The 25,078-nt window shown below is 46.2% G+C and carries 19 protein-coding genes; 4 read left to right on the plus strand and 15 right to left on the minus strand.

The genetic code is table 11. The features are described 5' to 3' along the window. Positions 1-98: 98 nt before the first annotated feature. The 10 genes from AR543_RS14640 to AR543_RS14685 all read right to left on the minus strand — a co-directional run bounded on the left by AR543_RS14640 (position 99) and on the right by AR543_RS14685 (position 13,787). Positions 99-3,230 carry an efflux RND transporter permease subunit gene (locus AR543_RS14640; protein WP_060535214.1) on the minus strand — a complete coding sequence of 1,044 codons (3,132 nt, stop codon included), beginning with the start codon at positions 3,228-3,230 and terminating at the stop codon, positions 99-101. Then, positions 3,223-4,755 carry an efflux RND transporter periplasmic adaptor subunit gene (locus AR543_RS14645; RefSeq protein WP_227871757.1) on the minus strand — a complete coding sequence of 511 codons (1,533 nt, stop codon included), beginning with the start codon at positions 4,753-4,755 and terminating at the stop codon, positions 3,223-3,225. The genes AR543_RS14640 and AR543_RS14645 overlap by 8 nt, the downstream gene beginning before the upstream one ends. Positions 4,756-5,027: 272 nt before the next feature. Continuing rightward, positions 5,028-5,696, minus strand: coding sequence for a response regulator (locus AR543_RS14650; protein WP_060535216.1), 669 nt, complete (start codon positions 5,694-5,696; stop codon positions 5,028-5,030). Beyond that, positions 5,686-6,888 (minus strand): sensor histidine kinase, encoded by a 1,203-nt coding sequence (locus tag AR543_RS14655; protein WP_060535217.1) that lies wholly within the window; start codon positions 6,886-6,888, stop codon positions 5,686-5,688. Before AR543_RS14655 ends, AR543_RS14650 begins: the two co-directional genes overlap by 11 nt. Positions 6,889-7,075: 187 nt before the next feature. After that, entirely contained in the window at positions 7,076-8,221 is a 1,146-nt protein-coding gene (locus AR543_RS14660; RefSeq protein WP_060535218.1) for a WG repeat-containing protein, read from the minus strand. Between the two features lie 58 nt (positions 8,222-8,279). After that, entirely contained in the window at positions 8,280-8,711 is a 432-nt protein-coding gene (locus AR543_RS14665) for a MaoC family dehydratase (RefSeq protein ID WP_060535219.1), read from the minus strand. Positions 8,712-8,793: 82 nt separating this feature from the next. Next, positions 8,794-9,300 carry a GNAT family N-acetyltransferase gene (locus tag AR543_RS14670; RefSeq protein WP_060535220.1) on the minus strand — a complete coding sequence of 169 codons (507 nt, stop codon included), beginning with the start codon at positions 9,298-9,300 and terminating at the stop codon, positions 8,794-8,796. 244 nt (positions 9,301-9,544) lie between these two features. Beyond that, positions 9,545-10,744, minus strand: coding sequence for a methylated-DNA--[protein]-cysteine S-methyltransferase (locus AR543_RS14675; protein ID WP_082472238.1), 1,200 nt, complete (start codon positions 10,742-10,744; stop codon positions 9,545-9,547). Between the two features lie 193 nt (positions 10,745-10,937). Next, positions 10,938-11,900 carry an AEC family transporter gene (locus AR543_RS14680; RefSeq protein WP_060535221.1) on the minus strand — a complete coding sequence of 321 codons (963 nt, stop codon included), beginning with the start codon at positions 11,898-11,900 and terminating at the stop codon, positions 10,938-10,940. Positions 11,901-12,071: 171 nt separating this feature from the next. Beyond that, positions 12,072-13,787 carry an NAD-dependent malic enzyme gene (locus AR543_RS14685; protein ID WP_060535222.1) on the minus strand — a complete coding sequence of 572 codons (1,716 nt, stop codon included), beginning with the start codon at positions 13,785-13,787 and terminating at the stop codon, positions 12,072-12,074. 356 nt (positions 13,788-14,143) lie between these two features. On the opposite strand from AR543_RS14685, the gene AR543_RS14690 reads away from it, so the two are divergent. The 4 genes from AR543_RS14690 (at position 14,144) to AR543_RS14705 (ending at position 18,393) form a co-directional block, all read left to right on the plus strand. Next, positions 14,144-15,025, plus strand: a complete 882-nt coding sequence (locus AR543_RS14690) for a LysR family transcriptional regulator (RefSeq protein ID WP_060535223.1) — start codon at positions 14,144-14,146, stop codon at positions 15,023-15,025. A 204-nt stretch (positions 15,026-15,229) separates the two neighbouring features. Further along, positions 15,230-16,924 (plus strand): hydroxylamine reductase, encoded by a 1,695-nt coding sequence (gene hcp, locus AR543_RS14695; RefSeq protein WP_060535224.1) that lies wholly within the window; start codon positions 15,230-15,232, stop codon positions 16,922-16,924. Positions 16,925-16,988: 64 nt separating this feature from the next. Continuing rightward, complete coding sequence (locus tag AR543_RS14700; RefSeq protein ID WP_060535225.1) at positions 16,989-17,228, plus strand: hypothetical protein; 240 nt, start codon at positions 16,989-16,991, stop codon at positions 17,226-17,228. A gap of 262 nt (positions 17,229-17,490) precedes the next feature. Continuing rightward, a complete protein-coding gene (locus AR543_RS14705) occupies positions 17,491-18,393 on the plus strand; it encodes a hypothetical protein (RefSeq protein ID WP_060535226.1) in 903 nt (300 codons plus the stop codon). 170 nt (positions 18,394-18,563) lie between these two features. Here AR543_RS14705 and hemG read toward each other — a convergent pair whose 3' ends face one another. The 5 genes from hemG to AR543_RS14730 form a co-directional block, all read right to left on the minus strand. Continuing rightward, entirely contained in the window at positions 18,564-20,129 is a 1,566-nt protein-coding gene (hemG, locus tag AR543_RS14710) for a protoporphyrinogen oxidase (RefSeq protein ID WP_060535227.1), read from the minus strand. Further along, positions 20,126-21,244 (minus strand): TIGR04053 family radical SAM/SPASM domain-containing protein, encoded by a 1,119-nt coding sequence (locus tag AR543_RS14715; protein WP_060535228.1) that lies wholly within the window; start codon positions 21,242-21,244, stop codon positions 20,126-20,128. The genes hemG and AR543_RS14715 overlap by 4 nt, the downstream gene beginning before the upstream one ends. Positions 21,245-21,271: 27 nt before the next feature. After that, on the minus strand, positions 21,272-21,982 hold the full coding sequence (locus AR543_RS14720) for a YwiC-like family protein (RefSeq protein WP_082472239.1): 711 nt from the start codon (positions 21,980-21,982) through the stop codon (positions 21,272-21,274). A gap of 24 nt (positions 21,983-22,006) precedes the next feature. After that, positions 22,007-23,023, minus strand: a complete 1,017-nt coding sequence (moaA, locus tag AR543_RS14725; RefSeq protein WP_060535230.1) for a GTP 3',8-cyclase MoaA — start codon at positions 23,021-23,023, stop codon at positions 22,007-22,009. Positions 23,024-23,141: 118 nt separating this feature from the next. Continuing rightward, positions 23,142-24,644 carry a nitrate/nitrite transporter gene (locus tag AR543_RS14730; protein WP_060535231.1) on the minus strand — a complete coding sequence of 501 codons (1,503 nt, stop codon included), beginning with the start codon at positions 24,642-24,644 and terminating at the stop codon, positions 23,142-23,144. Positions 24,645-25,078: the final 434 nt, after the last annotated feature.

Raw genomic sequence — 25,078 nt, forward strand, 5'->3', positions numbered from 1 at the left:
AGCGGAGAAGCGCTTGTATTCATTTCATAGGTCTTGCAACAACAATTCTGTTTTGCCTGAATCGGTCTATTTCATGTGCTTGTTTATTATCGTTTCATTTATAGCGTGGAATCGGATGGCATCGAGCCATGTTTTTCCATTCTTTTTTGCTTGCGTTCCGCTTTGCGTGCCTGCCGTTTGTCTTTGGCACGTGCGGTTACCATATAGAGAGATGGCACAACGAACAATGTCAGGATAGTAGAGAAAATGAGACCGAAAATAATAACTACGCCCAGCGGACGGAATAGCAGTTCACCAATTGTAGCGATCGGAATCATACCTACGATTGCCGTCAATGAAGTCAGAATAATAGGACGGAAACGTGCAGATGCTGCCTGAATGACGGCTTCTTTCAGTTCCATACCTTCATGTCTGGCATCTTCGATAAATTCGATAAATACAATCCCGTTTCGGACAACGATACCGGCGAGTGCAATAATACCCATGATCGCCATAAAACCAATTGGAGTACGGGTAATAAACAAACCAAGCACGGCTCCTGCTGCTGCAAGATATACTGTCGTCATAATGATTAGCGGAATCGACAACGAATAGAACTGAATAACAATCAACACAAAGATGATAAAGATAGCGACAACAAACAATTGCCCCATATCTCCAAACGTATCTGCCTGATCTGATGTCTCGCCGCCAACTTCGAGCGTATATCCTTCCGGAAGTTTGACCTGATCCAGTTTAGGCTTGATCTCTGCCATTACTTCAGTTGCTGTACGACCATTCACTTCGGCCTCAACTGTGTTTACTCGCTGCAGATCATAACGATCAATCTGTTGAATCGAGAAAGACGGCTTCATACTGACAATCTGTGATAAGGGAATTTGTTCCTTGGACAAATTGGTAATATTCGTTTTCTGGATTAGGGATTCCGGACTTTCTTTATCGGAACCATCCAGATACAGTTTCATATCAATCAGATTCTCTCCATTATCAAAGTCCCCCAGGCTTATACCGCTACCCATCATAAGTAGCGTCTGGGTCAATGTGCTATAGGTTACTCCATAACGATCCATAGCTTGCTTATTCACAGAGAAATTCAGTCCATAGTTGTCATTGCCCATCGTATCGGTAATGCCATAAGTGCCTGGCGTATCTCCAATAACCTGCTTGATCTGATTGGTCAACTGACGAATTTCATCCAGATTATCGCCAGTAATACGTATCGATACCGGCTTACCTACCGGGATACCCACAGCACTCCCTTCGACTGAAGTCTCTATACCGGGATAGTCTTTCTTCAAAGTGGCGGACCACTGGCTGGTTACGGACTCAATATCCATATTCTCATCACCAATAACAAGAATTTGTCCGTTGCTGCTTCCACTTCCTCCGCTTCCACCCAGATTGCTAAATAGCAAAGGAGCTCCGCCGCCTGCAGCATAGGCGATATTTTCTACATTTGGCTGTTTTTTTACCCAGCCAGCAATGCTTTGTACAACGCGATCTGTTTCTTCCAGTGCTGTACCGGAAGACATACTTATATTGACCGTCACCTGTTTTTCTTCCGAAGTCGGAAACAGTTCAACAGGGGTAAATGCAGCCAGTCCATATACCGCTGTACTAATAATCAGACCGACAAGTGCTACGAGTAAAGGCTTTTGTAAAACTTTGGGCATCAGACGATGTGCATAACTGTCGGTAACAGTCTGGATTTGCTTGCCCAGCAGACCGGCAGGGCGATTCACACGTCGCTTGCCTCTTTCCATCTGACGTTCTTCATACCATTGACGGAAAATAGGAATAATAGTCAAAGACATAATCATGGACGCCAGCATACAGAGAGAAATTACAGCCGGAATCGGCAAGATAAATGCTCCCATATCGCCCGGCAGGAACATCAGCGGTAGAAATGCCGAAATGGTCGCAAGTGTCGCTGTAATAATGGAAACGGCGACTTCCTTGGTTCCTTTAATCGATGCATCTGTCGGACTCTCGCCCATATGAGACAGTCGGCGCTCAATATTGTCATTGACGACGACCGCATCATCTACGAGTATACCGAGTACGATAATCAGACCAACAATCGTAATCTGATTGAGCGTAATTCCGAGACCCGGCAGGAAAATCAAACCGAGTGCTATCGAGATCGGTATCGCAAGTGCTACAAATCCGGCTGTCAGCAGATTCATGCCGAGTGTACAAATAACGATAACAGCGATAATAGCTATAATCATTTCCTTGATTAAGGAGTTAAAGTTTTTGGTTACCTGATCATTCTGGGCGAACAGTGGTGCCAGTTTGACATTGGCAGGCAGTGTTTTTTCCAGTGAATTGATCTTGGCGCTTAATCCTGCGTCCATATTCGGTACATCCGAACCGGTCTGGCTGCTAATATCCAGCGAGATAGCCGGTGTACCATTATAATAGCTGAGCTGGGATTCTTTGGCCTGGGTCAGCTCTACTTTGGCAACGTCTTTGAGATAGACCGGAATACCTGTTTCGGTCTGCTGGACGACAATATCATTCAATGTTGTATAATCCACAGACTTGTCTACCGTAAGTTGATAGATTCGATCATCATGAGTCAGATTACCTGTAGGTACACGGTTGTTCGCCGATTGGATCGCCTGCTGTACCGTCTCCCATGAGATTTTGTACTGCTGCAGTTTAGCCGGATCAATATTGATGCGAACTTCCTGATCCGGAATCCCTTTGATATTGACCTCGGTAATTCCCGGTACAGAGCGCAGCTGATCCTGCCAGGTATTCATCAGTTCACTTAATTGGTAAATATCCTGTTTGGTTTTGCCATAGATAATATAAGACTTGATAAAGGATTGAGTCAGATTGTCATTGACCACAGGTGTATCTGCATCCTTGGGCAGCTGAGATTGAGCATCTTCCACTTTGCGGCGCAGTTCATTCCAAGTATCTGTCGTGTCGGCGTCTTCGTTGGCCTGTACTGTTATGGTAGAGACACCATTGCTGGAAGTGGACGTAATTTTCTTGAGATTGGATACTTCCTTGATTTTCTGCTCCAGTACTTCCGTGACAGTCTGCTCCATCAGCTCGGGAGTCGCTCCTGCATAGGTTGTCGTGACCATGGCTGTTTTGACAACAACATCCGGCTGCAGCTGTCTCGGAAGCTGTGTCAGCTGGGCGATTCCTACAATAATAAGCATAACGAAGAACAATAATGTGATTTTGCGCTTTTTGACGAAATATTTAATCATTGGCGTTGGCCTCTTCTGCCGTTCCGGATGAAGCTGCTGTGTTGCCCTTGCCGCTGGATGAGGTCGCTGCTGCCGGGCTAACTGTCAGTTCGTCTCCGTTAAATAAACGGTCTGCGCCGCGTGTTACCACTTTATCGCCTACTTTGATTCCACCGGTAATCTGATAGTTGTTATTGTATATTTTGCCCAGTACAACCGGTGTTTTGACGGCTTTGCCATTGACAGCCTTGAATACATAAGGCTCACTACCGGAGCTGATCACTGCCTCGGTCGGCAATAGGATTCCTTGCTGGGCAGATACCTGACGGGAAGCTTTGACGACCTGACCGGGTTTCCAGTCCCGTTTGGGATTACTGATCACTACTTCCACATTGATGGAGCCGGTGCTTTCATTGGTTTGCGGATTCAATTTGGTCACTTTACCGGTTCGCACTTGATCATACAGATTGATGCTGACCTGCTGACCGACTTTCCATTGACTGATATCACTGTCGGCAATTGGCAGCTGCACCTTGAGTCGATCAATCTCGCCAATTGTAAATAGCGGGCTGCTGCCACCCTGTGCAGATGTACCTCCACCGGCACTTACTGTTTGTCCAACGGTAATACTTTTGGTCAGAATCACGCCGGATGCGGGCGCTTTGAGACTGGCGCGTGACAGATTGAGTTGTGCTGTTTTTTGGGCAACTCGTTTTTGTTCGTAACCAGCCTGGGATTGCTGCACACTCGCCTGTGCCTGTTCTACACCTGCATTGGCTTTGGCGACACTGGCCTGGGCGTTTTCGATACCAACCTGTGCTTCTTTTACTGCAGCTGCAGCCTGGGCACGTTCGGATTCGGTAGCCCCTTCCTGCTGAAGAGACAGCTTGGACTGCGCATCCTGAAGTGCAGTTTGTGCATCAGCCAATGCCGTTTGCGCTTTCTCATATTCCTGCTGGGTCAGTAGTCCGTTATCCAGCAGTGTTTTGGAACGAGCTTCCTCGGTTTTGGCCTGATTATAGGCAGTCTGCGCAGTATTTACTGCATTTTGCGCCTGTGCTTTCTCCTGTGAGCGGGCACCTGCCAGCACATCCTGCTGACTGATCCGGGCACTCTCTACTTTGGCACGGGCAGAAGATACACCGGCAGCAGCAGATTTCTGTCCGGCTCTTGCATCACTGAGCGAAGCACGCGAGCTTGCCAGTGCGGCCTGCGCGGCTGCTACATCCTCGTTGGCTGTATCCAGCGTTAGCTGCAGATCGGCGGTATCCAATTTCGCTAGTACAGAGCCTTTGATTACAGAATCACCAATATCTCCATTGACCGCGATAACGGTTCCTCCGGTCTGAAAGGCTGCCGGTGTCTCATCATAGGCTGTCAGTGTACCGGACAGATCATAGGACGCATTCAGCGGCTGCTCCTTGGCTGCTGTTACTTCGACTGAATTGCTTGCCGATTTTGCGGCAGGTTCATCTGTCGAACAGGCCGTTAGACTCACCGCCAACACAAGCGCTGTAAAAGCCATAGGCCAATTTTTCCTCATCATTACAGTATCCTCCCCTAAACCTCTTGCTTTTGTATTTTGTATATCGTTCTCTGTACTCCTGCATTCAGGATAGCAGAATCGACAAATTCTGAAATCGTCCATAGGTACATTTGCCCTTTGCCCTTTTGGGCAGACACCTGATGTACTATGGGCAAACAAAGCAAAAAAGCACCTGTCTCAAAAGAAACAGATGCTTTGGAACAACGCCATGAACGATGTTTGGATATACACGGACGATCGAAGCTTCTATCCGATATTTATACAAATTTATGCTAAATATGCACAATGCCCCGTTCAATCGCAATAGCTACCGCCTGCGCACGTGAATCGACACCTAGTTTATTATAAATATTGGTGAGATGTGCTTTGACAGTACGCTCGGATATACCCATATCAAAAGCAATATCCTTGCTGCGATGACCATAGGCAATAGCCTGCAGCACAATCTTTTCCTTATCCGATAATGCCGGAATATATCCGGACGCTGCAGACGGTATAGAAGAGGTCGAAGGAACTGCCGATCTGCTTCTCGCCTGAAAAACAGTCTGCATGATCTCGGGTTGCAGCAGCGTCTCTCCACGAATCGCCGAGTCCAGTGTACGGAACATATTCTCGCGCTTGGCATCCTTGAGCAAATAACCTTTGGCTCCCATTGCCAGTCCTTTGACCATCAGATCATCTTCATTATATGTTGTTAAAATAACAACCGGAATCGTTGACTGGCGTGCCTGCAGCTGCTCGATCGCCTCCAGCCCGCCCATCACCGGCATATTCAGATCCATTAGAATGACATCCGGCTGCAGCTCTTCGGCCAGTTGGATAGCCACCTGCCCATTCTCTGCTTCGCCTGCTACATGATAATGTTCACTCGTCTCCAGAATAAGCTTGAGTCCTTCCCTTACAACAAAGTGGTCATCGACAATCAGTACTTTATATTTCATTATAACCTCCTGTGTAGAAAGGAATCTCGATTTTGATATGGGTTCCATGCGGCAAATAATTGGTGATTGCCAGCTTGCCGCCCATAATGCGTACACGTTCCTGCATACCGAGCAGCCCGTAATGACCCGGCTGTCTACCGATCTGCTCCGGATCAAATCCTCTGCCGTCATCGGTGATTTCAATCATCAGCCTGCCCTGTACCGACAGCACATTGACCTGTACATGCTGCGCCTGTGCATGACGCGTAATATTGGTCAAGCTCTCCCGGATCATATACAGACTGTGTTCGGTAAGCAGCTGCGGCAGATTCCGGAAATCATCGATTCTGCTGGCTACCGGAATATTTGTCGCCAGTGTGAAACGCTCGATCTCCTGCCGAACCGCATCGGTAAAGCTAATATTATCCGCAGATTGAAGGCGCAGATTATCGATAACTTCACGGGCTTCGGCAAGCGTATGACGGGCGCCTTCCATCGAAGACAATACAATCTGTTGGGCTCGTTCATGATTGCCTTTGGACAGATGTACATCAATTGCTTCGAGCTGCATAATAATACCAACCAGTCCCTGAGCCAGTGTATCATGCAGATCACGGGCCATCCGCTGCCGTTCATTGGCAACTGTCAGTTCTTCCACCTGCCGATGAGCGATCTCCAGTTCATCCAGAAAATTCTGTGTACGCATACGGGCATAGTACTGCTGCAGCATTAGATTGACGATACCGAGCACAATAATACTCATTAATGTAAATAAGGCGAGTGGTATAACTACTCCCGGCATACCGCCCAGATGTACGGCGAACCAGACAATAATGATATACATAATAGTCATAAAAAGGCCTATCTTGAACTTCTCATAATACACATAGGCAAACTGCCCTACCAGCAGCGGAAACAACCCGATCGTCATTAGTCCGTATACATAATTCGCCAGATAACATGCCTGACAGAGAATAAGCAACTGAATAGCAAAGTATATCCAGGCCATCGCATGATTACGGGTTAAGCGCACGAAATACCAGTTCAAAATCATAAATACCAACAATAACAGACTGAGCATTACAATATGAAAAGCATCTTCATGAGCAAGTGTCTGTATAAGAATCATGGCGACATGAACAATAATCGTCCACAGGATCATCAGTTTGCGGGAATGCTGGGCGATGCCAGATAGATGGTGACTGCTTTGCATGGTCTCACCCTTTCCAATAGTCCTTTTATTATATCAAGAAATCGAGCAAGGATACTGTACTTTCGGGCATGCCCCTTTTTGGATCTTGGATGTTATGATGCACAGGACTACGACGCTAACTGTAGCTTCTGACTGATAACCAAATAAAAAGAACCGACACAGAGCCGGTTCTTTTTATTTGGTTCACTTATTCACTCAATAAAACTGCGGAGCGATCGGAAGTAGATGCTACAGCCACACCTTCGTTAAACGAAAGAGCTTGTCGGTACTGCAGCGGAGTTAACAATCTCCCCTGCGTATTAATATAGCCAAATTTACTGGTGGATTTGTTCTTTATGCCTACAACAGCCACACCGTTATTAAACGGAGACGCTTTGGCATACTGATATCCAATCATTACTTTGCCCTGTGTATTGATATAGCCTGCTTTGCCTTGTTCATTGTAGACTGCTCCGAGTCCATTACCAAAGCGTTCTGCAGAAGCATATTGAAAAGGAATGATCACTTTACCTTTTGTATTGATGTAGCCCCATAACCCTGATTGATTTTGTACAGGAGCCAATCCTTCGGAAAAGTCTCCTGCTGCTTTGTACTGAAACGCAGTAATCGCTTTTCCTTTGGTATTAATAAAACCATAGTTTCCTTTATTGTCTTGTACAACCGCAGCATTTTCGAAGAAAGGCCGCCCATAATTATATTTGTAAGGAATAGCGAGAGATCCACTTTTATTCAGATAGCCGATTTTATCGCCATTGGGTGAAGAAGCCAAAGCCAATCCTTCCGAAAAATAATAATCAGAATCATACGATTGTGTTAACGTGGTTACTTGTTTTCCTGCTGGATTGATAAAAGCGCCTTTATCGTTGGCTCCTTTTTTCACAAATGCAATACCATCCGTAAATCCGCTTGTCGCTGTGTATATACAGGGAATCACCAATTTCCCCTGTGTATTGATATAACCAGCCAACTTGGTCGATGTATCCTGCACCAAAGCACGTTGATTATGAAAATCGGTCAGCGGCACCAGATGATCCGGCAGTGCAAAAGCTTCTTTGCCCTGGGCATTATAGAATACCGAGCTGCCATCCGCTTTGGAAGCCAAAAGCAGCCCCTCATGGAACATACCATCGCTTTGTGCAGGTACAGCAGTATATTCGATCCTGCTACTGCCTGCTTTGAGGTCGGACACGACTCTGCCGGTCGGAGCCTTGACCATAGTCGTCGTGGCGGAAGCCGCTGTTGAAGGTAGAGCGGCATATCCAATACTTGCGGACGAGCCTATAGTCAGAGCCAATGTCAATGTAAATGCCGAGGCCAACTTACTTCGATTCAACAATATGCATCTCCTTTATATAACATCACTGTGTGGGTATAGGTTGCCGTACGGATATTTATACTTCGTATTTCACCAATACAGACAGATCGCCCACAAATACCTTTTCCTGCTTGTTATTAAAAGTAGACATGGTGACCGTCACTACGCCTGTCTGGTTGCGCTTTTCCTGCAAATCAATAACTTCTACTATAGTATGCAGTTCATCGCCCGGAAGAACCGGTTTGAGAAACCGGATATTGTTCATGGCGGTTCCGGCGATAACATCCTCACCGTAGCTGCCAGTTTCTACCCACAGCTTAAACGAAATCGCCAGCGTCTGAATCCCCGAAGCAATAATACCGTTAAATCTTCCCTTCCCAGCTTTCTCTTCATCCAGATGCATATACTGCGGATCGAATTCCGAAGCAAATTCCTTGATATTCTCGTTCGTCACCAGCAGTGACTTGGTCCGGAAGGTCTGTCCAATATGAAATTCCTGAAATTGCATTGTTGCACCTCATAATCTACATAATGATGGGATTTTATGAATCCCGATAAGCCAAAAGGATAGTATATCATGTACCATCTCATTATGCAGTCGGACCATTATAATCACGGCAATAGAATCGGGTGTCTACCTTCATCACCGGAAAACGCGTCGGCAGCTGATCTATCGCAATCTGCACGAATTTATTTTTCTCATAAAATCGGTGTGCCGCCTTGAACTGCTCGGTTGTACCCAGATAAATCTGCCGTACCTCATGTTCTTCCGCCCACTGCGATGCCTGTTCCAGCAGCAGCTGAGCCGTTCGATAGGTACTGCCACGATAATCAGCAGCGACAAACATTTTGCGCAGCGCCGTCTGTCTGTCGCCGATATCCAGCAGGGCAATCGTTCCGACCACTTTGTCTCCATATAGCGCTACCCAGAAGTTCCCTTTCCCCTGCTGATAAAATTCGTGAATATTAGCCAGATCCGGCTGATCGGCACGAGTAATAGGAATCTGGTATTCATTGCGCTGAATATCTACGATCAGCTCTACAATCTGCTCCTGGTATGTATCCTGATAGGGCATAACAATTACTTTATTATCCATAGCCTATCTCCTCTCCTACGATTCTTTCATCTATTCGTACTGTCACCACAGATCAGAAGAAGATCAGAATATGAAGTCTGACCAAGCTGCTTTGTTGAAGTAATGCCATTTTTTCTATAGTAAGGCATTGTATAGCTGCGATCAAACGTTATACTTTGCTGAGAAGATCGCTTGCATATTTGTGTAAATGAGATATTACTTCCTGATAGGGAGCAGGACCATAGCTGATCCGCGATACACCGAGTTATGCCCATTCCTGCAGGGAAGCTAGCGGATCTGTCACCATAATATTGACCGGAAGCTCTGAACGATCACATAATGTCAAGACCACATCAGGCAGCGTTAAACCTGGGACGAATAGACCATTTGCTCCGGCTTTGGCGTAAGCGGCAGCTCTATGCAGTACCGCTGTTATCGCTTGATCCAGATCATTTCCAGACATCACTTGATTCAATTGCAGGAAAATATCCGTACGGGCATTAATCACACGATGACAAGGAATCACAATCGCCAGCTGATTGGCACCATTTGTCCGGGCAACTGCGCGAAAAGCCGAAGGATGTTCCAATGCTATAGCAATCTGACCATATGAACGCGTCTCTCCTGGTGGAATCTGCATGAGCTGCTTCCAGACCTGCTGCTGAAAAGGCGACCCCAGCAATGCAAGCGGTGTAGTAAACACAGTAAGTCGTCCTTCAAAATATTCGTGCAATTCCTGCTCGATCTGGCGAATCGGAGCGGTTATTCCCGGCACGATAGCACAGCGCAGCTTTTGCCGTAAACGCTCTACCTCGCGCTCCAATCCGCGCCGATCTACAAATTCCAGCAGGTACAAGGCTTCTTCGCTGGCAATTGCAATCATGGGTCCCAGCATCGTATCGATCCAGGAAGCTTTTAGCACATGATTTTCATTCACCAAAGTTGGAGCAGCGCCCATAATGCGGGCAAAAGCATCACGAAAACCGCTGCTGGATTCGTAACCGGCCGATAACTGGGTATCGATAACCGACTGCCCCGAGCGGATATTTTTGAGGGCGAGTCCCATACGGCGGGCACGGGCATATTCCACGAAGGTCATACCAAAGCGTTTTTTGAACTGCCTGCGGGCGGTTGATTCATCTACTGCTAATGCACGAAAGTCCGCTTGGCTCCATCTTTTTTCAGGATGCTTCTCCACTTCTTCTACCAGCATCCGAACGATATCGGATACCTGATTGGGATGAGACAGCGGTCGACAGCGTTGACAGGGACGATATGAAGCCAGTAGAGCTTCCTGCGCTGTCCGGTAAAATTCACAATTCTCGAATTTGGGTTTGCGTGCCGGACAAGTCGGTCGGCAGAATACACCGGTCGTTTTTACCCCGACATAGAATAGACCTTCATACTCTGTCTTTTTGTCCAACAGTGCCTGATAGTATTCCTGATGATGCTCGGTAGATATCATGGCTATTCTCCTTATTTGCAATGTCATGCTCTTATTATAAAGGATGCTATACAGCCATATCGCCGAAATTCAGGCATTGATTCTTGGCAGGCTACTGCAAGAAAACACGATAAAATATACAAAAAGGCCATCCGCCGTAACCAGGTTATGCAGCGGATGGCCTTATCAAATTTTAGTTAAAATTAAAACTATATTACAAAAGTATAGAAATCAGTATTGGCAGTGAAATCAGTGACAATACCGAGCTGATCACAAAGGACGAAGCCGTCTCGACTTCAAGTGTCTCAAAGCGTGTCGCGATCATGGCTGCTACAGCAGAACCCGGGAAGGATACGAGCAGAACCGCCATCGTAATATCGGTAGCTGACAGCCCGAACATCAGAGCGATCAGATACGTCAGAATAGGCAGTGCAATAACTTTGAGCAGCGAAATGCTGATTGCATTGGCACTGAATTTGATCTGATTCAGACCAATCGTTACACCGATAGCGAACAGAGCCGCGCCGGATGTAATATCACCGATCTGATCCAGTGAATCCTGGAGCAGCTGCGGAGAATGGAATCCGAACAGTGTTAATATAACACCGATCAACGGTACACAAGCCAGTGGCTCTCTCAGACCATGCAGGATAGAATGAATTGTCAGCTTGAACAGGTTCTCCTGATGTCCGCTATCATGACCGGCCTGTGTTTTTTTGCCAACGGAGCTGACAATGGTAGCGATCGGGTCAAGCAGTGCATTGACTACCACACCGGTAATAGCGATCGGGATAGCGACTTCTGCTGGCCCGAACAGGCTGCCCAGTACAGGAATCCCCATAAAGGCAAAAGAAGGTTGTGTAGAATTCAGCGAGAAAATCGACGATGTGTTCAGATCTTTTTTGAAAAGAAGACGCATAACGAGCAGCAGAATCACATAAAAACCGATAATACCGAGAAACATGGTCATAAAGAACGGCCATTTATCGATCAATGTCTGCTTGCTGGTAGTCGTAATACCGATGAACAGATGCGCCGGCAGCGCAAACTTGGTCACCAGGGTGTTCAGTCCTTTGGATGAAGCAGGACTGAATACTTTGAAATGTCCACCCAGAAAACCGAGTATAATAACAAAGAAAATTGGAATTAATATCACAAAAATATGACCGACTGACATGATACAGGACCTCCATCTTATTGTTACAACCTATCCCCATAAGGGCAGACTGCCTATCCAGAGCGGATAGGCAACCTGATTTATACATGAGCTCTGCCCGATTTCCATACCGTGTATAACATCCTATCTGTACGGAAATGCGGCGAACCCGACCTACTCAGACATTGGGGATTAGACAGCTTGTGTAACAGCAACCGATTTGAGAGTTCTGTATACAGGATGCCACATGGCATCTTTGACAGCCTGTTCTACATCTTCGGGAGTATTGCGGGCAACTCCATCCTGGATAGCTGCATTGGCTACAGCGATAGCTACGGCAAAGGATACTTTTTGCAATTCATTTACACGCGGCAACAGTGGTGCACCTGGCTCGGAAGAATCTACCGCACTGGCAACAGCATCTGCTGCAGCTGTGAACATGCCTTTGGTAAATACGCTTGCTTTGGCTACAATAGCGCCCAGTCCCAGTCCAGGGAATACGAACGCATTATTGGATTGTCCGATCTCATACGTTACACCTTTGTAAGCTACCGGTGCAAACGGGCTGCCTGTAGCGATCAATGCTTTGCCATCTGTCCATTCCAGCAGATCCGCCGGAACCGCTTCGGCCAGCGAAGTCGGATTAGACATTGGCATGATGATTGGACGCTCTACATGCTTGGCCATTTCCTTGATAATCTCTTCGCTAAATGCTCCGGTTACACCAGAAGTACCGAGCAGAATCGTTGGTTTAACCTGTTTAACTACTTCCAGCAGACTGATCTTGCCGTCTGCTTCTACCGCCCATCCTTCCACTTCGGATGTCTGACGGACATAAGGTTTCTGGAATTCCAGTACGCCTTCGGTCGCATCGGTCAGCAGTCCACGATAGTCATATGCCCAGAAGCGTCCTTCTGCTTCTTCCTGGGACAGTCCTTCTTTCATCATCGCATCACGAATCTGATCGGCGTTACCGATACCGGCAGCGCCAGGACCGAATACGAGTACACGATGTTCACGCAGCGGTGTACCGCTCACCTGTACGCCGGACATGATCGCAGCCAGTGTAACTGCTCCGGTACCCTGAATATCATCGTTAAAAGTAAGGAGTTTGTCGCCGTATTTATTAATAATATTACGTGCATTGACGTTACCGAGATCCTCCCAGTGCAGCAGCACATCAGGGAACAGTTTGAGTGCAGTCTGCACATAACGATCTACGAATTCATCATAACGGTCACCGCGAACCCGTTCATGGCGGTTACCGATATACAGTGGATCATTCAGCAGCTTCTCGTTATTGGTACCTGCATCCAGTACAACCGGCAGTACACGGCTCGGATCGATACCTACAGCTGCAGTGTATACAGCCAGTTTACCGATCGCGATATTGATACCACCTACACCCCAGTCACCGATCCCGAGGATACTCTCGGAGTCTGTAGCAACGATCAAGTCTATATCGCCAGGCTGTACACCGCTGTTGCGGAATGCTTCTTCGATACCGTCCATATTGTCAATGGACAGATATACGCCACCCGGTTTGTGATACTGCTGGCTGTACTCCTGAATAGACTGACCTACCGTTGGTGTATACACGATAGGCAGCATCTCGCTCAGATGCTCGCTCAGCAGACGATAGTACAATACAACGTTACGGTTGTAGAGATCGTTCAGCATGATATTTTTGCGAAGATTGTTAGGCTCGCTGTTTAACTGCTCATATACGCGGCTCACTTGCTCTTCGATGGTCAGAATCATAGGAGGCAGAATTCCGTTCAAATCCAGTTCATTTCTCTCTTCAGCGGTAAAAGCCACGCCTTTGTTAAGAATTGGATTAGAGAGGATATCTTTTCCTTTCAAAAGAGTTCGGATCGATCCATCACGGTCAAGGTAAAAAGCGTTCATGGTTAAATGCCTTCTTTCTTACTTTTCTTTTTATTATTACTTTTAGTAAGCTTCGTTGATCACATGTTTAATAATAGTATCATTTTGACATATTGTAAAGAGTTTTTGCGAATATTTTCTATCATTAATTATTTTATCATTGTTAAAAACTATCATTAATTTATATATTCAAATATTTACTTATATTTCAGAAACAAAATATTATTTATCATAACGCTTCCATTAGCTATACAGCAGGCAAAAGTGATATATTTGTTGTATTGTTCAAATTAATGCTATCTATTATCATCATAGTTACAAGCAATGATAAACGGATCAGAAGTTTTCATTTAAATCATGTTCAAGGAGTGCTACATATGGAGATTAGACAATTGGAATACTTTGTGGCGGTGTGTGAAGAGCTTCATTTTACCAAAGCTGCCGAGCGGCTGGGCATTACCCAACCGACGCTGAGTATTCAGATTCGTACCATGGAAGAAGAACTGGGCACACTGCTGTTCGATCGTATCGGCAAAAAAATCACAATTACCGAGGCGGGCTTTATTTTGCTGCGGCAGGCTCGTAGTATTCTGCTCAAATTGCAGGATGCTTATGACGAGATCAATGGACTGCGTGAATATAATGGCGGGAATCTGGTCGTCGGTGTGATGGCTGCCGAGCTGGATTACCGGATTACTCCTATACTGATCGACTTTCATCATCAATTTCCCAATATTCATCTCAAAATCTCTTCTGCGATCGAAGTCGCCGATATGGTCATTAATAATGTTGTTGATATCGGGATTACACTGATTGAATTTACGGATCCCAGATTGATTATCACCCCGCTGTATACAGAGGAATTTGTTCTGGTTGTCTCCGAAGAGCACGATCTGGCTGATCAGGAATCTGTATCACTGGAGACGGTATCCGCCCTGCCGCTAATCGCTTATCCCAAAGGATTCAAAGCCCGGGAACTGATCGAGACCCATTGCCGGGAAAAAGGATTAAACCTGAATATTATCGTAGAGACATCAACCGCCTCTTCCCTTTACGGATTCGTCAAATCCGATGTAGGTGCCTGTCTGCAGCCCTATTCCCTGTCCAATTCACTTAATGATCCGACGCTGCGATTGATCAAGATCAGCGATTATCCACCGACAAGACAGATCGGGATCATTTATCGAACCGATAAATTTCTCGGAGTAGCTGCCAAGGAATTTATCCGGATGGTGCAGGATAACCTAAAGGTAGATTGAAATGATTATATTGATCAAAACAAAACCGCCTTGTTACATAGGCGGTTTTATTCTGTGTTGTAAACGATCTGTCACATATTCCAAATTTCACTTACCTGATTTTGAATAAGTGATTGTAATCACAAGGTAACCTCCAACAAGCGGCTATGCTGAATATATAAACTTGAATTGCAGCGAAAAAATTCATCTCAGGAGGGTATACCAATGACAACTCAATCTACGGCTACACTTGAACCCCAACCATCCATGTTCTGCTTTCAATGCCAGGAAGCTTCCAAAGGTACCGGCTGTACTATCAAAGGCGTTTGCGGCAAACCACATGACGTAGCGAATCTGCAGGATTTGCTCATTTATACAATCAAGGGTATCGCTTACCTTAGCAAAGATATTCAACTAAGCAATGATATAAATCGCCGCATTTCCCTCATGATTACCGATGGACTGTTCACAACAATTACCAATGCCAACTTTGACCGGGAATTTTTTATCGATAAAATTCGTGAAGCCTTGGCGCTGCGTAATGAAGTGTATTTATTCTGGCAGACCTGTGTGGGTGCTACTTTATCAGAGTCTATCCCTCTGCCAGATGCAGCGGTATGGAATGGTTATACCGCTGAAGAGCTGGATGAGAAAGCACGTCATATCGGTGTTCTCCGTACTACCGATGAAGACATCCGTTCCCTTCGCGAGCTGCTGACTTATGGACTCAAAGGCATGGCTGCCTATACGTACCATGCAGACCATCTGGGGTATGTGGATCATGGCATCGATCAATTCATGCTTCGGGCGCTGGCTGCTACGCTGGACGATACACAGGGCGTATCCGAGCTGCTTGCTCTTGCGATGGAAGCCGGTAAATATGGCGTGGATGCGATGGCGCTGCTTGATCAGGCCAATACAACGACTTACGGTCATCCGCAGGTGACCAAAGTAAATATCGGTGTCGGTCAGCGTCCCGGTATTCTGATCAGTGGACATGATCTGCATGATATGGAAGAACTGCTCAAACAGACTGCCGGAACCGGCGTCGACGTGTATACTCATAGCGAGATGCTGCCTGCGCACTATTATCCTGCTTTTCAAAAATATGATCACTTCGTCGGCAATTACGGCAATGCCTGGTGGAAACAGACCAGCGAATTCGAATCCTTTAACGGACCGATTCTGATGACGACGAACTGTATTGTACCTCCCAAAGCCAGCTATATGGATCGTATCTACACAACAGGCAATACCGGCTATCCCGGTGTGCAGCATATTCCGGATGGCATGGATGGACAACCCAAAGATTTTTCACCTCTTATCGAGCAGGCTCTTCAGTGTCAGGCACCAACCGAAATCGAGACTGGTGAAATTATCGGTGGATTCGCTCATAATGCAGTCATGAATGTGGCTAATCAGGTGGTAGATGCTGTACAGACTGGCGCAATCAAGCGATTCTTCGTTATGGCTGGCTGTGATGGACGGATGAAATCCCGCAGCTACTATACCCGTTTTGCCGAAGAACTGCCCCAGGATACTGTTATCCTGACCGCAGGCTGTGCCAAGTATAAGTACAACAAACTAAATCTCGGTGATATCGGAGGCATTCCGCGGGTATTGGACGCCGGGCAGTGTAATGATTCGTATTCACTGGTTGTGATCGCAATGAAGCTAAAAGAAGCATTCGGTCTGGATGATATCAATGATCTGCCGATCTCCTACAATATTGCCTGGTATGAACAAAAAGCGGTTATTGTTCTGCTGTCCCTGCTATATCTCGGTGTCAAAAATATTCATTTAGGCCCTACGCTGCCGGCTTTCCTTTCGCCAAATGTAGTAAATGTACTGGTCGAGAATTTCGGTATTGCCGGTATTACGACAGTGGAAGACGATATGCAGATGTTTATGGAAGCTTGATTTTCGCCTGAGGTCAGCGGGTAATGATAAAGAGACCTGTTTACAATTCAGAGGAGGTACAATCATGCCCAATGATCCGGAAAAAGTAGAAATTACAAGTCGTGAAGAACGTGAAGCGATTGGACGCAATGCCAATGCAGGGTTCGCCCGCGTAGAACGTGCAGAAATAGCCGATGGAGCTACCGATATCCCAACCGGCCCGGTAGCCAAAGAGCTGACAGAAGACGAGATTCGCGAACGCGTAGGTCCAGGCAATTTTGAAGCCGCCAAAAACGATGGTCAGACCGGCTCAATTAATAGTTGATTATTAAAATAAATTTAAATTATAGGTATTAATTAAAAACACTTCTTCTGCCAATGAATCGCTTATACAGGATTATACAGCTAAAGAAGTGTTTTTTTAATGGATTTGACATTCCCATTTTCGTTTAGCTACTTTACACAGTTTTTTGCCAATTTCATTTTTCAATTTGAATAATATACTTTATATGTTTATAAAATACATTTAAGGTTAATTTAATAAAATACCTATTTTTAAAAGGTAAATTATTTTTAGGAGTGATTTAATGAAATTACGAAAAACATTACCTTTTGCTGTGACTCTCAGTCTATTTTTAAGTAGCCCTTGTAACTTATCTTATGCCAGTGAAAATTCATTAAACGATTCTGAGTATAATATTGTAGAGGCAAAACAGCAATTAGCTGATCAAGCAGATAGTGAATGGGCGAACCGCGCAACAAGTTTACAAACCAATGAAAATATAAATGTAGATTCTTTACTAACAAAGCTAAGCAGTGAAGGTCTACCTGCAAATGAAATTGAAGAGCAATTAAAGCCTTATGGGATTTATCATCTTGATGTTCCACAAACTAGTGAGAATTTAAATAGTATTACTGCAGATCAATCTGATATAGCCGTTTCACGGCCTGATATTTATTATGATAGCAGTAAAAAACAATGGGTTATAGTTGGAGCCGGGTATTGGAAAACCGATAATTGGCTTTCACATAAACCCTTTGTAACCTCTGGTGGTGAAATTATTAATATTGGCGGACCAGATGCTTTTGGGGTAAGCTTTACTAACAAAGGAACAACTTATACGACTTCTCTGAAAAAAACATATGCAACTCTATCAAATGGTAGTGGAACAACTAAAGAGTCTCAAGTAAGAAGCGATGGAAATGGGCGATTTGGATTTGGTTTTCGTTTACAAGATTATATTTTAAGAAAACAAGGCTATACTGATACTTTTACTTATGTAGGAAAACATTTCGCTGGTTTGGCACGTTATGATGAAAACTTCGAGAAATATTCTGGAACAGCTACAACTTATTATTTCCATACTTTTAATAAAACTTCATTAGATACTATTACTTTTGGTGTAAGCAACACAGAAGTCGGCATCTCTGCTACTTATATTAATAAAGGTTCTCAAATTGAGGCATACAGCGGAGATACTAATTTTTAATTTTTTTATAACCTATAATCAGAAGATAAGCGTAACAACCTACATGTTGTTACGCTTATCTCTTGTTTTACTATTTTATGAATTATAAAACGTATTTTCAAATTAGAAATTTCTTAATATAACAGTATAAATAGTTATTTTATTCATAAATTAAGCTTAGATTACTATATTCAATTCACTGCCCACCTGCTGATGAGCTCTTCTGCGGCTTCCCGGCCATGCTGTACACAATCGGGAATACCGATTCCTCCATAGCCTGCACCGCATAACCATACATCGGGTAAATGCGCTGCGAGAGAAGCTCTCACTCTGTCCATTAGTTCTCCGTGTCCTACTGGATACTGTGGCATTGAACGATAGCAACGGCTAATTTCCACCAGATCCGGCTCTGCATCGAATCCGATCAGATCCCGTAGATCACGGCGTACCGCCTGCACCAATTCTTCATTGGACAAGCTTGTCCATTCTTCTGCACCGGCACGACCAATATAGGTGCGAAGCAGGGTCTGACCGGATGGAGCGGTATGTTTCCATTTGGTGGAGGACCATGTGCAGGCGGTGATCATGCGATTTTCCTTTCGTGGAACGAGAAATCCGGTGCCTTCGAATTCATGCTGCAGCTGATGATGCTTGTACCCAAGCGCAATATTGGCTACCGATACATAATGAATCCGGTTAAGCTGCTGAATCTCCGGAATATCTCCGAGCAGCTCTGCTGCTGCATAAGCCGGAATAGTGCAAATAATACTGTCAGCATTCATATGCTCTCCACTGCTCAGTGTAAGAGTATAACGAGAGGTATGCTCTGTGCTGCTGCTCCCATCCTTTCCTCGCTTTGACAAAGTGGATGAATCAGATGCCGCTATCTGTGTCACAGACTCCTCCATACGGAATTGCACCTGATCCATAGTGAGCTGCTCCTGCAGTCTCCGAATCATAGCAGACAATCCATACTGATAGGACAAAAACATACTTTTCGATTTGCGAGGAGCAGCCGGCTCGACTGGAGAGGAGGTACTGGACATTGGGCTGGTTGCTCCTGCATGTGTTCCGTTTTTCTGCTGTATGGTCTTGTGTCCGGCAGGTCGGCGCAGCATCCCTCTGGCCATGCCAATAATCAGGCTATGATGCTTTTTCTCCATTTGTCTGAACTGGGGAAAAGTAGACAGCAAACTGAGTGAACGGGTGTCTCCGGCATAGATACCTGCCAGTAGAGGTTCGGTCATCTGTTCCAGAACTTCACGACCCAGTCTTCGTTCAATAAAGTCGCCCAGCGCCTCGTCTTCATCAGCCTTGCGCGCAGGTAGCACCATATCGAGTATCGCTCTGGCTTTGCCGAGGGGTGAGATCAGGCCTGTACGAATAAACGGACTGATCTTCGTTGGAATCCCCAGCACCAATCCCATTGGCATCTGATGCAGCTTTTTCTTATGTAAAATATAAGCCGAACCTGCTTTGGGATTGGTGGGTACCAGCTGTTCATTCATACCCAGATCATGAGTCAAATCGATAATCGGTTGTTTGCGGGCGAGGAAAGAGTCTGGGCCTTTTTCGATCAGGAATCCATCTGTCTGAACCGAATGAATTTTGCCGCCAAGCCGGTTGCTGCTTTCGATAAGAGTTATTTCTACCGGTATACCCTGCTGATCAGCAGCCTTGCGGGCATAATAAGCCGCACTCAGACCCGTGATCCCTCCGCCCAGCACGACAATTTTGCGTATAGATGATGGTGTCATAGTATGTCTCCTCCTGTCCACGCTGCAGGTTGATACGCGCAGTACGGATCGCTTTCCAGATAATCGCCGGTCAATGCATACGCCCTTGCGCGTGATCCACCGCAGAGCTGCCGGTACTCACAGACTCCGCATTTACCTTTGAGCAGTGATTTGTCCCGCAGCTGCTGCATCACCGGAGCAGACCGGTAAATATCGGCGAGATGCTGTTCCCGTACATTGCCACAGCTAAGCGGCAGGAATCCGCTGGGATATACCTCTCCGGTATGGCTGATAAATACAAACCCATCCCCATCATTTACACCCTGCGGCGCACGCCCCAGCATATCCCTACGTTTACTGGCGGATGGACGGGAGACTCCATTTTCAGAAGATTGAACTATACTACGCTGCTGCTGAAGCACTACTCGTCGATAGTGTGGTGCTTCGGTTGCTTTGACACCAAACGGCATTCGCTGCTGCAACTCATACATCCACTGCATTACTTCTTCATGCTGTTGTGGGGTAATCATATCCTTTTCCATACCGCGGCCTGTCGGAATCAGGAAAAATACACTCCATAGTACCGCCCCCATCTGTGCGACAAGTTCTGCGATTTGCGGCAAATCTTCCAGATTGTAACGCGATACGGTCGTATTGATCTGAATCGGGATATGCAATTCCTGCAGATAGCGTATCCCTTGCATCGTACGTTCATAAGAACCTGCTGTTCCGCGGAAATGATCGTGAATTTTTGCACATGAACCATCAAGACTGAATGCCCAACGCGATAATCCGGCCTCACCAGCTTTCTCTACTGCACTGCGGGTCACACGCGGAGTCGCACTTGGTGTCATAGACAGCGATAGCCCTTTATCCTGAATAGCATATCGTGCTAGCTCGTATAGATCCGGACGCATCAACGGATCACCACCCGTAAATACAAACAGCGGCTCGTCAAACTCGCTGATCTGATCAATTAGCTGTTTACCCTCTTCTAGACTGAGCTGCTGCGGGTCCGGATGATACTGCGCTTCTGCACGACAGTGCAGGCATTTCAGAGCACAGGCACGGGTAACCTCCCAGATCACGATAAATGGATTCTGACTATAGTCCCGCTGCTTGATGGATGGCATCATGGCAATCCTTCCTTTCTGCAAATACGATTAAATAATCCATAAAACCGACACATACATCATAACTGCAAATCTGATCTCGGCAATCCCTATCTGCATGGTACGCAGTTTCTGCCTGGGCAGCCATATCGCCCGGATCAACAGTACGGCAAAAGGAATGCATAACCATACATTCCAGCCAGCTGCCAGCACGACTAGCAGTAGATGATACAGACAGGAAATATAATAATAACGCCGGTTCTTTTTCTCGCGAATCATGGTCTTTACATATAAAGCGGTACCTGTAAAATACAAAACCGATAGCAAAAATAGTTTACTTGCCGCTATCCAGTCCGGTGTACCACTCATATAGACAACCGGATAAATGAAAGAACTGAACAGCACAATCGCTACAATATCATTGAACAATGCACGCTCATTACGGCGTTTGGCATAATAAGCAGGCACGGCAAAAAAGATCAGCAGCAGTGCACCGTACATCAGCATTTGAGGCTGCTGGGCAACAACGACGGCAACCAGCGGAACCAATAATACTCCATATAGTGCTGCGGGGCGCAAATAACTGTCTTTGCGTCCTGTCTTGATCCACTGCAGTACCGGATAGCTGAACAGATACATGACCAGCCAGCAGAGGAACAGCGGCAGATGGACCCAGCGTCCTCCCGAGATGCTGAGACCGAATAAAAAAGGCAATACCAGCATCGCCCATGCCCCGTGCTGATTGGGAATATACCGGTTCATCTTTTTAAGCCTCCTGTCTATTCGTTAACCTCCAATATAGGACATGCCGATTCTGCGGCAGGAAGCTGCCGTCTGTGCGGTTCGCAGATCCGAATAACGGTCGGTCCGGTGCTCCCAGATATCGGCGATGATATCCTGCAATTCCTCGTCCGTTGCCCCGCCGCGTACCAGCTGACGCAAATCGTAGCCGCTGGAGGCGAACAGACAGGTATACAATTTGCCATCGGATGACAGACGTGCTCTGGTGCATGAAGAGCAAAAGGAACGCGAGACCGACGTGATAAAGCCCACCTCTGTACGAGTACCACGATATCTGTAGTAAGTGGCGACTTCACCGTAGATATTATGCTCGGCAGGCACCAGATCATAGCGACTTTGCAGCTGCTGCAGAATCTCTGCCTGAGTCACTACTTTGTCATAGCTCCACCCATTACCGCTTCCGGCATCCATGAACTCGATAAATCGCAGGGTAATTCCCTTATCACGGAAATATTCAGCCATTCGCAGGATTTCTTCGTCGTTAATTCCCTTTTGTACAACCATATTGATTTTGATCCGGAATCCCAAGGATTGGGCATAATCAATCTGCTTCAGGATATGCTGCGGCTGTACACCTCTTCCGTTAAGTTGACCGAATATAGACGGGGTCAGTGCATCCAGACTAATATTCAGCCGCCGCAAACCTGCCTGATAAAGGGCTTCTGCGTGCTGTCCGAGCAGCAGTCCATTAGTCGTCAATCCCATATCCTGCACACCGGGAATTGTACGCAATTCTTGGACCAGTTCGTTCAGATTTTTGCGCAGCAGCGGTTCTCCGCCGGTCAAACGCACCTTCTGGACACCCAGCCCTGTGAACAATCTCACCAACCGGCTCATTTCTTCAAAAGTCAATAGTTCAGTACGCGGCATAAACGCATAGTCGTCTCCGAACAATTCTCTCGGCATGCAATAAGCACACCGAAAGTTACAACGATCGGTCACCGACAGACGCAGATCGCGCACCGGGCGACTCAGCGTATCAGTCAGTTGGCGGACACTCACAGGGCTCTCCCTCTTTTCATAGTGAATAGGTTATAGTTCATAGATATACTTGTGTACCGGGTTAAAAGTAAATGTGAATAATGGAACTTATTTGTCCATATGGATAGTAACGTCTACATTATGCCTTGAGCTGCTGCTGATTCAATTCGCTAAATGTACCAACATAACGTACATCTTCGCCAGTCTCATCTTTGACTGCGCTGATATTCAGCCATTGTACATATTCTTCACCATTTTTGCGTTTGTTCCAGATTGCTCCCTGCCAGATCCCATGCTGCTTGATCTCGGACCACATTTTGCTATAGAAGTCCTCGGATTGGCGGCCCGATTTGAGAATACTTGGTCGCTGTCCAAGAACCTCGTCGGCTTCATAGCCAGTCAACCGGGTAAATGCCGGATTGACTGTTTTAATATATCCCGCTGGATCGGTAACCAGTATCCCCTGCGCAGTAGAATCAAACACTTCGGATACCAGAGCAAGCTTGTCTTGATAATACATCCAGACCACGATAATCAGACTCGCCAATGCTACCTGGGACAGCAGCATGAATCCGATCGAATATTGACCGGTGATACCATGAATCGCCGACAGCATCAGCGGCGGGAAGAATCCACCTAGACCACCCATCATGGAGACAATACCATTGGCAATCCCTGCCTGCTTGTTGAAATAGAACGGTACTAATTTGAAAATAACCCCGTTACCAATACCTGCACTGACAGCAATCGCCAGACTGCCAATCGTATATAATCCAATCGACGGAGAGAATGCCAGTACAATCGCAGCGATCGTATACATAGCGAATGTACCTACCAACAGGAACAAAGGCTGAAAACGGTCAGCCAGCCAGCCGCCTACTGGACGAAGGAAAGTTGCCAGCGCGATAAATCCTGCGGTACGTATTCCTGCGTCGACTTTGGAAAGATCAAAGTTCGCGACCAGAAAATTGGGTAGATAGACTGTAAAAGCGACAAAGGAACCAAACGTAATAAAGTAGAACAATGAGAAAAACCAGAGTTTTTCATTTTTGTAGACACCCTTGATCTGCTCGATAATCGGTGTCTTCACCTTCACTTCACGGCGATCGCCAAGGAAAAAGTTCAGTACGATAAAAACAGCCAGCAGGATCATATACAGCTGCACCGTAGATTGCCAGCCGATCTGGGTCGCAACAACCGGAGCAGAGAATGTCGTGATCGCTGTACCAATATTTCCCATTCCATAGACCCCGTTAACCAGTCCATGCTTTTCTTTGGGATAATACTTTGGCAGTGATGTAACCCCTACCGAGAAGACAGCGCCGCCGATACCCAGGAACAATCCACCGATAATCAGATCGGTCATGGAATCTGCCCGACTGATATAGAATACCGGGAATAACAGCAGGATAAAGCTGACCATAAAGATAATCCGCGCACCTACAATATTCGCATAGTATCCCAGCGGTATCCGCAAAATCGAACCCAGTACAACCGGTACTGCAGTGACCATGGCCAGACTTCCAGCCGGAATGTTGATATCCTCCCGAATAAAGGGCATCAGGGACGAAATGATTACCCATACCATAAATCCGAGCACCAGATTCATTGTTTGTAAGGATAGCTGTAATTTTTTGATCATCCAACTCACCTTTCACTTGTGTTTCGTTACATTGATAGGAGCTATATTGCTGCTCTGTATGCTTCTTCATTGTATGACCTGCGGTGATCAACAGGATATAGGGGAGTCCCCTGTACATCATAAGGGAATCCCTGAGTGAAGCATTAGGCGAATAGGATTGCTGCTGTGTCAGCGAATTGGTTGGGGTGTTGGCATAATGTATGCCGATGTTTGGCTGAAAATGAATGAGTGGTTGGCTGTCCGCAGGAGTAGGCGGGCGCATCAAGCGCTTCGGGAATAGATCATTCTTCCGCCCTCTGTTAAGATCGGATATCCTTGAAATTCCGCTTGTAGCGGTGGATATCCGATCTTAAAGGATGGCTTCAGAACGATTCTATTCCCTCCGCTTCGTGCTGCTCGCCGACTGCTAGAGTGCTAGAGACAAGATCCTGACC

It is taken from the genome of Paenibacillus bovis (assembly GCF_001421015.2).
Taxonomy (GTDB): domain Bacteria; phylum Bacillota; class Bacilli; order Paenibacillales; family Paenibacillaceae; genus Saccharibacillus; species Saccharibacillus bovis.

Excerpts from the sequence above, each read along its gene's own strand:
- AR543_RS14640 (WP_060535214.1), bottom strand. The coding sequence starts at position 3,230 with ATGATTAAATATTTCGTCAAAAAGCGCAAAATCACATTATTGTTCTTC.
- AR543_RS14645 (WP_227871757.1), bottom strand. The coding sequence starts at position 4,755 with ATGATGAGGAAAAATTGGCCTATGGCTTTTACAGCGCTTGTGTTGGCG.
- AR543_RS14650 (WP_060535216.1), bottom strand. The coding sequence starts at position 5,696 with ATGAAATATAAAGTACTGATTGTCGATGACCACTTTGTTGTAAGGGAA.
- AR543_RS14655 (WP_060535217.1), bottom strand. The coding sequence starts at position 6,888 with ATGCAAAGCAGTCACCATCTATCTGGCATCGCCCAGCATTCCCGCAAA.
- AR543_RS14665 (WP_060535219.1), bottom strand. The coding sequence starts at position 8,711 with ATGCAATTTCAGGAATTTCATATTGGACAGACCTTCCGGACCAAGTCA.
- AR543_RS14670 (WP_060535220.1), bottom strand. The coding sequence starts at position 9,300 with ATGGATAATAAAGTAATTGTTATGCCCTATCAGGATACATACCAGGAG.
- AR543_RS14675 (WP_082472238.1), bottom strand. The coding sequence starts at position 10,744 with ATGATATCTACCGAGCATCATCAGGAATACTATCAGGCACTGTTGGAC.
- AR543_RS14680 (WP_060535221.1), bottom strand. The coding sequence starts at position 11,900 with ATGTCAGTCGGTCATATTTTTGTGATATTAATTCCAATTTTCTTTGTT.
- AR543_RS14685 (WP_060535222.1), bottom strand. The coding sequence starts at position 13,787 with ATGAACGCTTTTTACCTTGACCGTGATGGATCGATCCGAACTCTTTTG.
- AR543_RS14690 (WP_060535223.1), top strand. The coding sequence starts at position 14,144 with ATGGAGATTAGACAATTGGAATACTTTGTGGCGGTGTGTGAAGAGCTT.
- hcp (WP_060535224.1), top strand. The coding sequence starts at position 15,230 with ATGACAACTCAATCTACGGCTACACTTGAACCCCAACCATCCATGTTC.
- AR543_RS14700 (WP_060535225.1), top strand. The coding sequence starts at position 16,989 with ATGCCCAATGATCCGGAAAAAGTAGAAATTACAAGTCGTGAAGAACGT.
- AR543_RS14705 (WP_060535226.1), top strand. The coding sequence starts at position 17,491 with ATGAAATTACGAAAAACATTACCTTTTGCTGTGACTCTCAGTCTATTT.
- hemG (WP_060535227.1), bottom strand. The coding sequence starts at position 20,129 with ATGACACCATCATCTATACGCAAAATTGTCGTGCTGGGCGGAGGGATC.
- AR543_RS14715 (WP_060535228.1), bottom strand. The coding sequence starts at position 21,244 with ATGATGCCATCCATCAAGCAGCGGGACTATAGTCAGAATCCATTTATC.
- AR543_RS14720 (WP_082472239.1), bottom strand. The coding sequence starts at position 21,982 with ATGAACCGGTATATTCCCAATCAGCACGGGGCATGGGCGATGCTGGTA.
- AR543_RS14730 (WP_060535231.1), bottom strand. The coding sequence starts at position 24,644 with ATGATCAAAAAATTACAGCTATCCTTACAAACAATGAATCTGGTGCTC.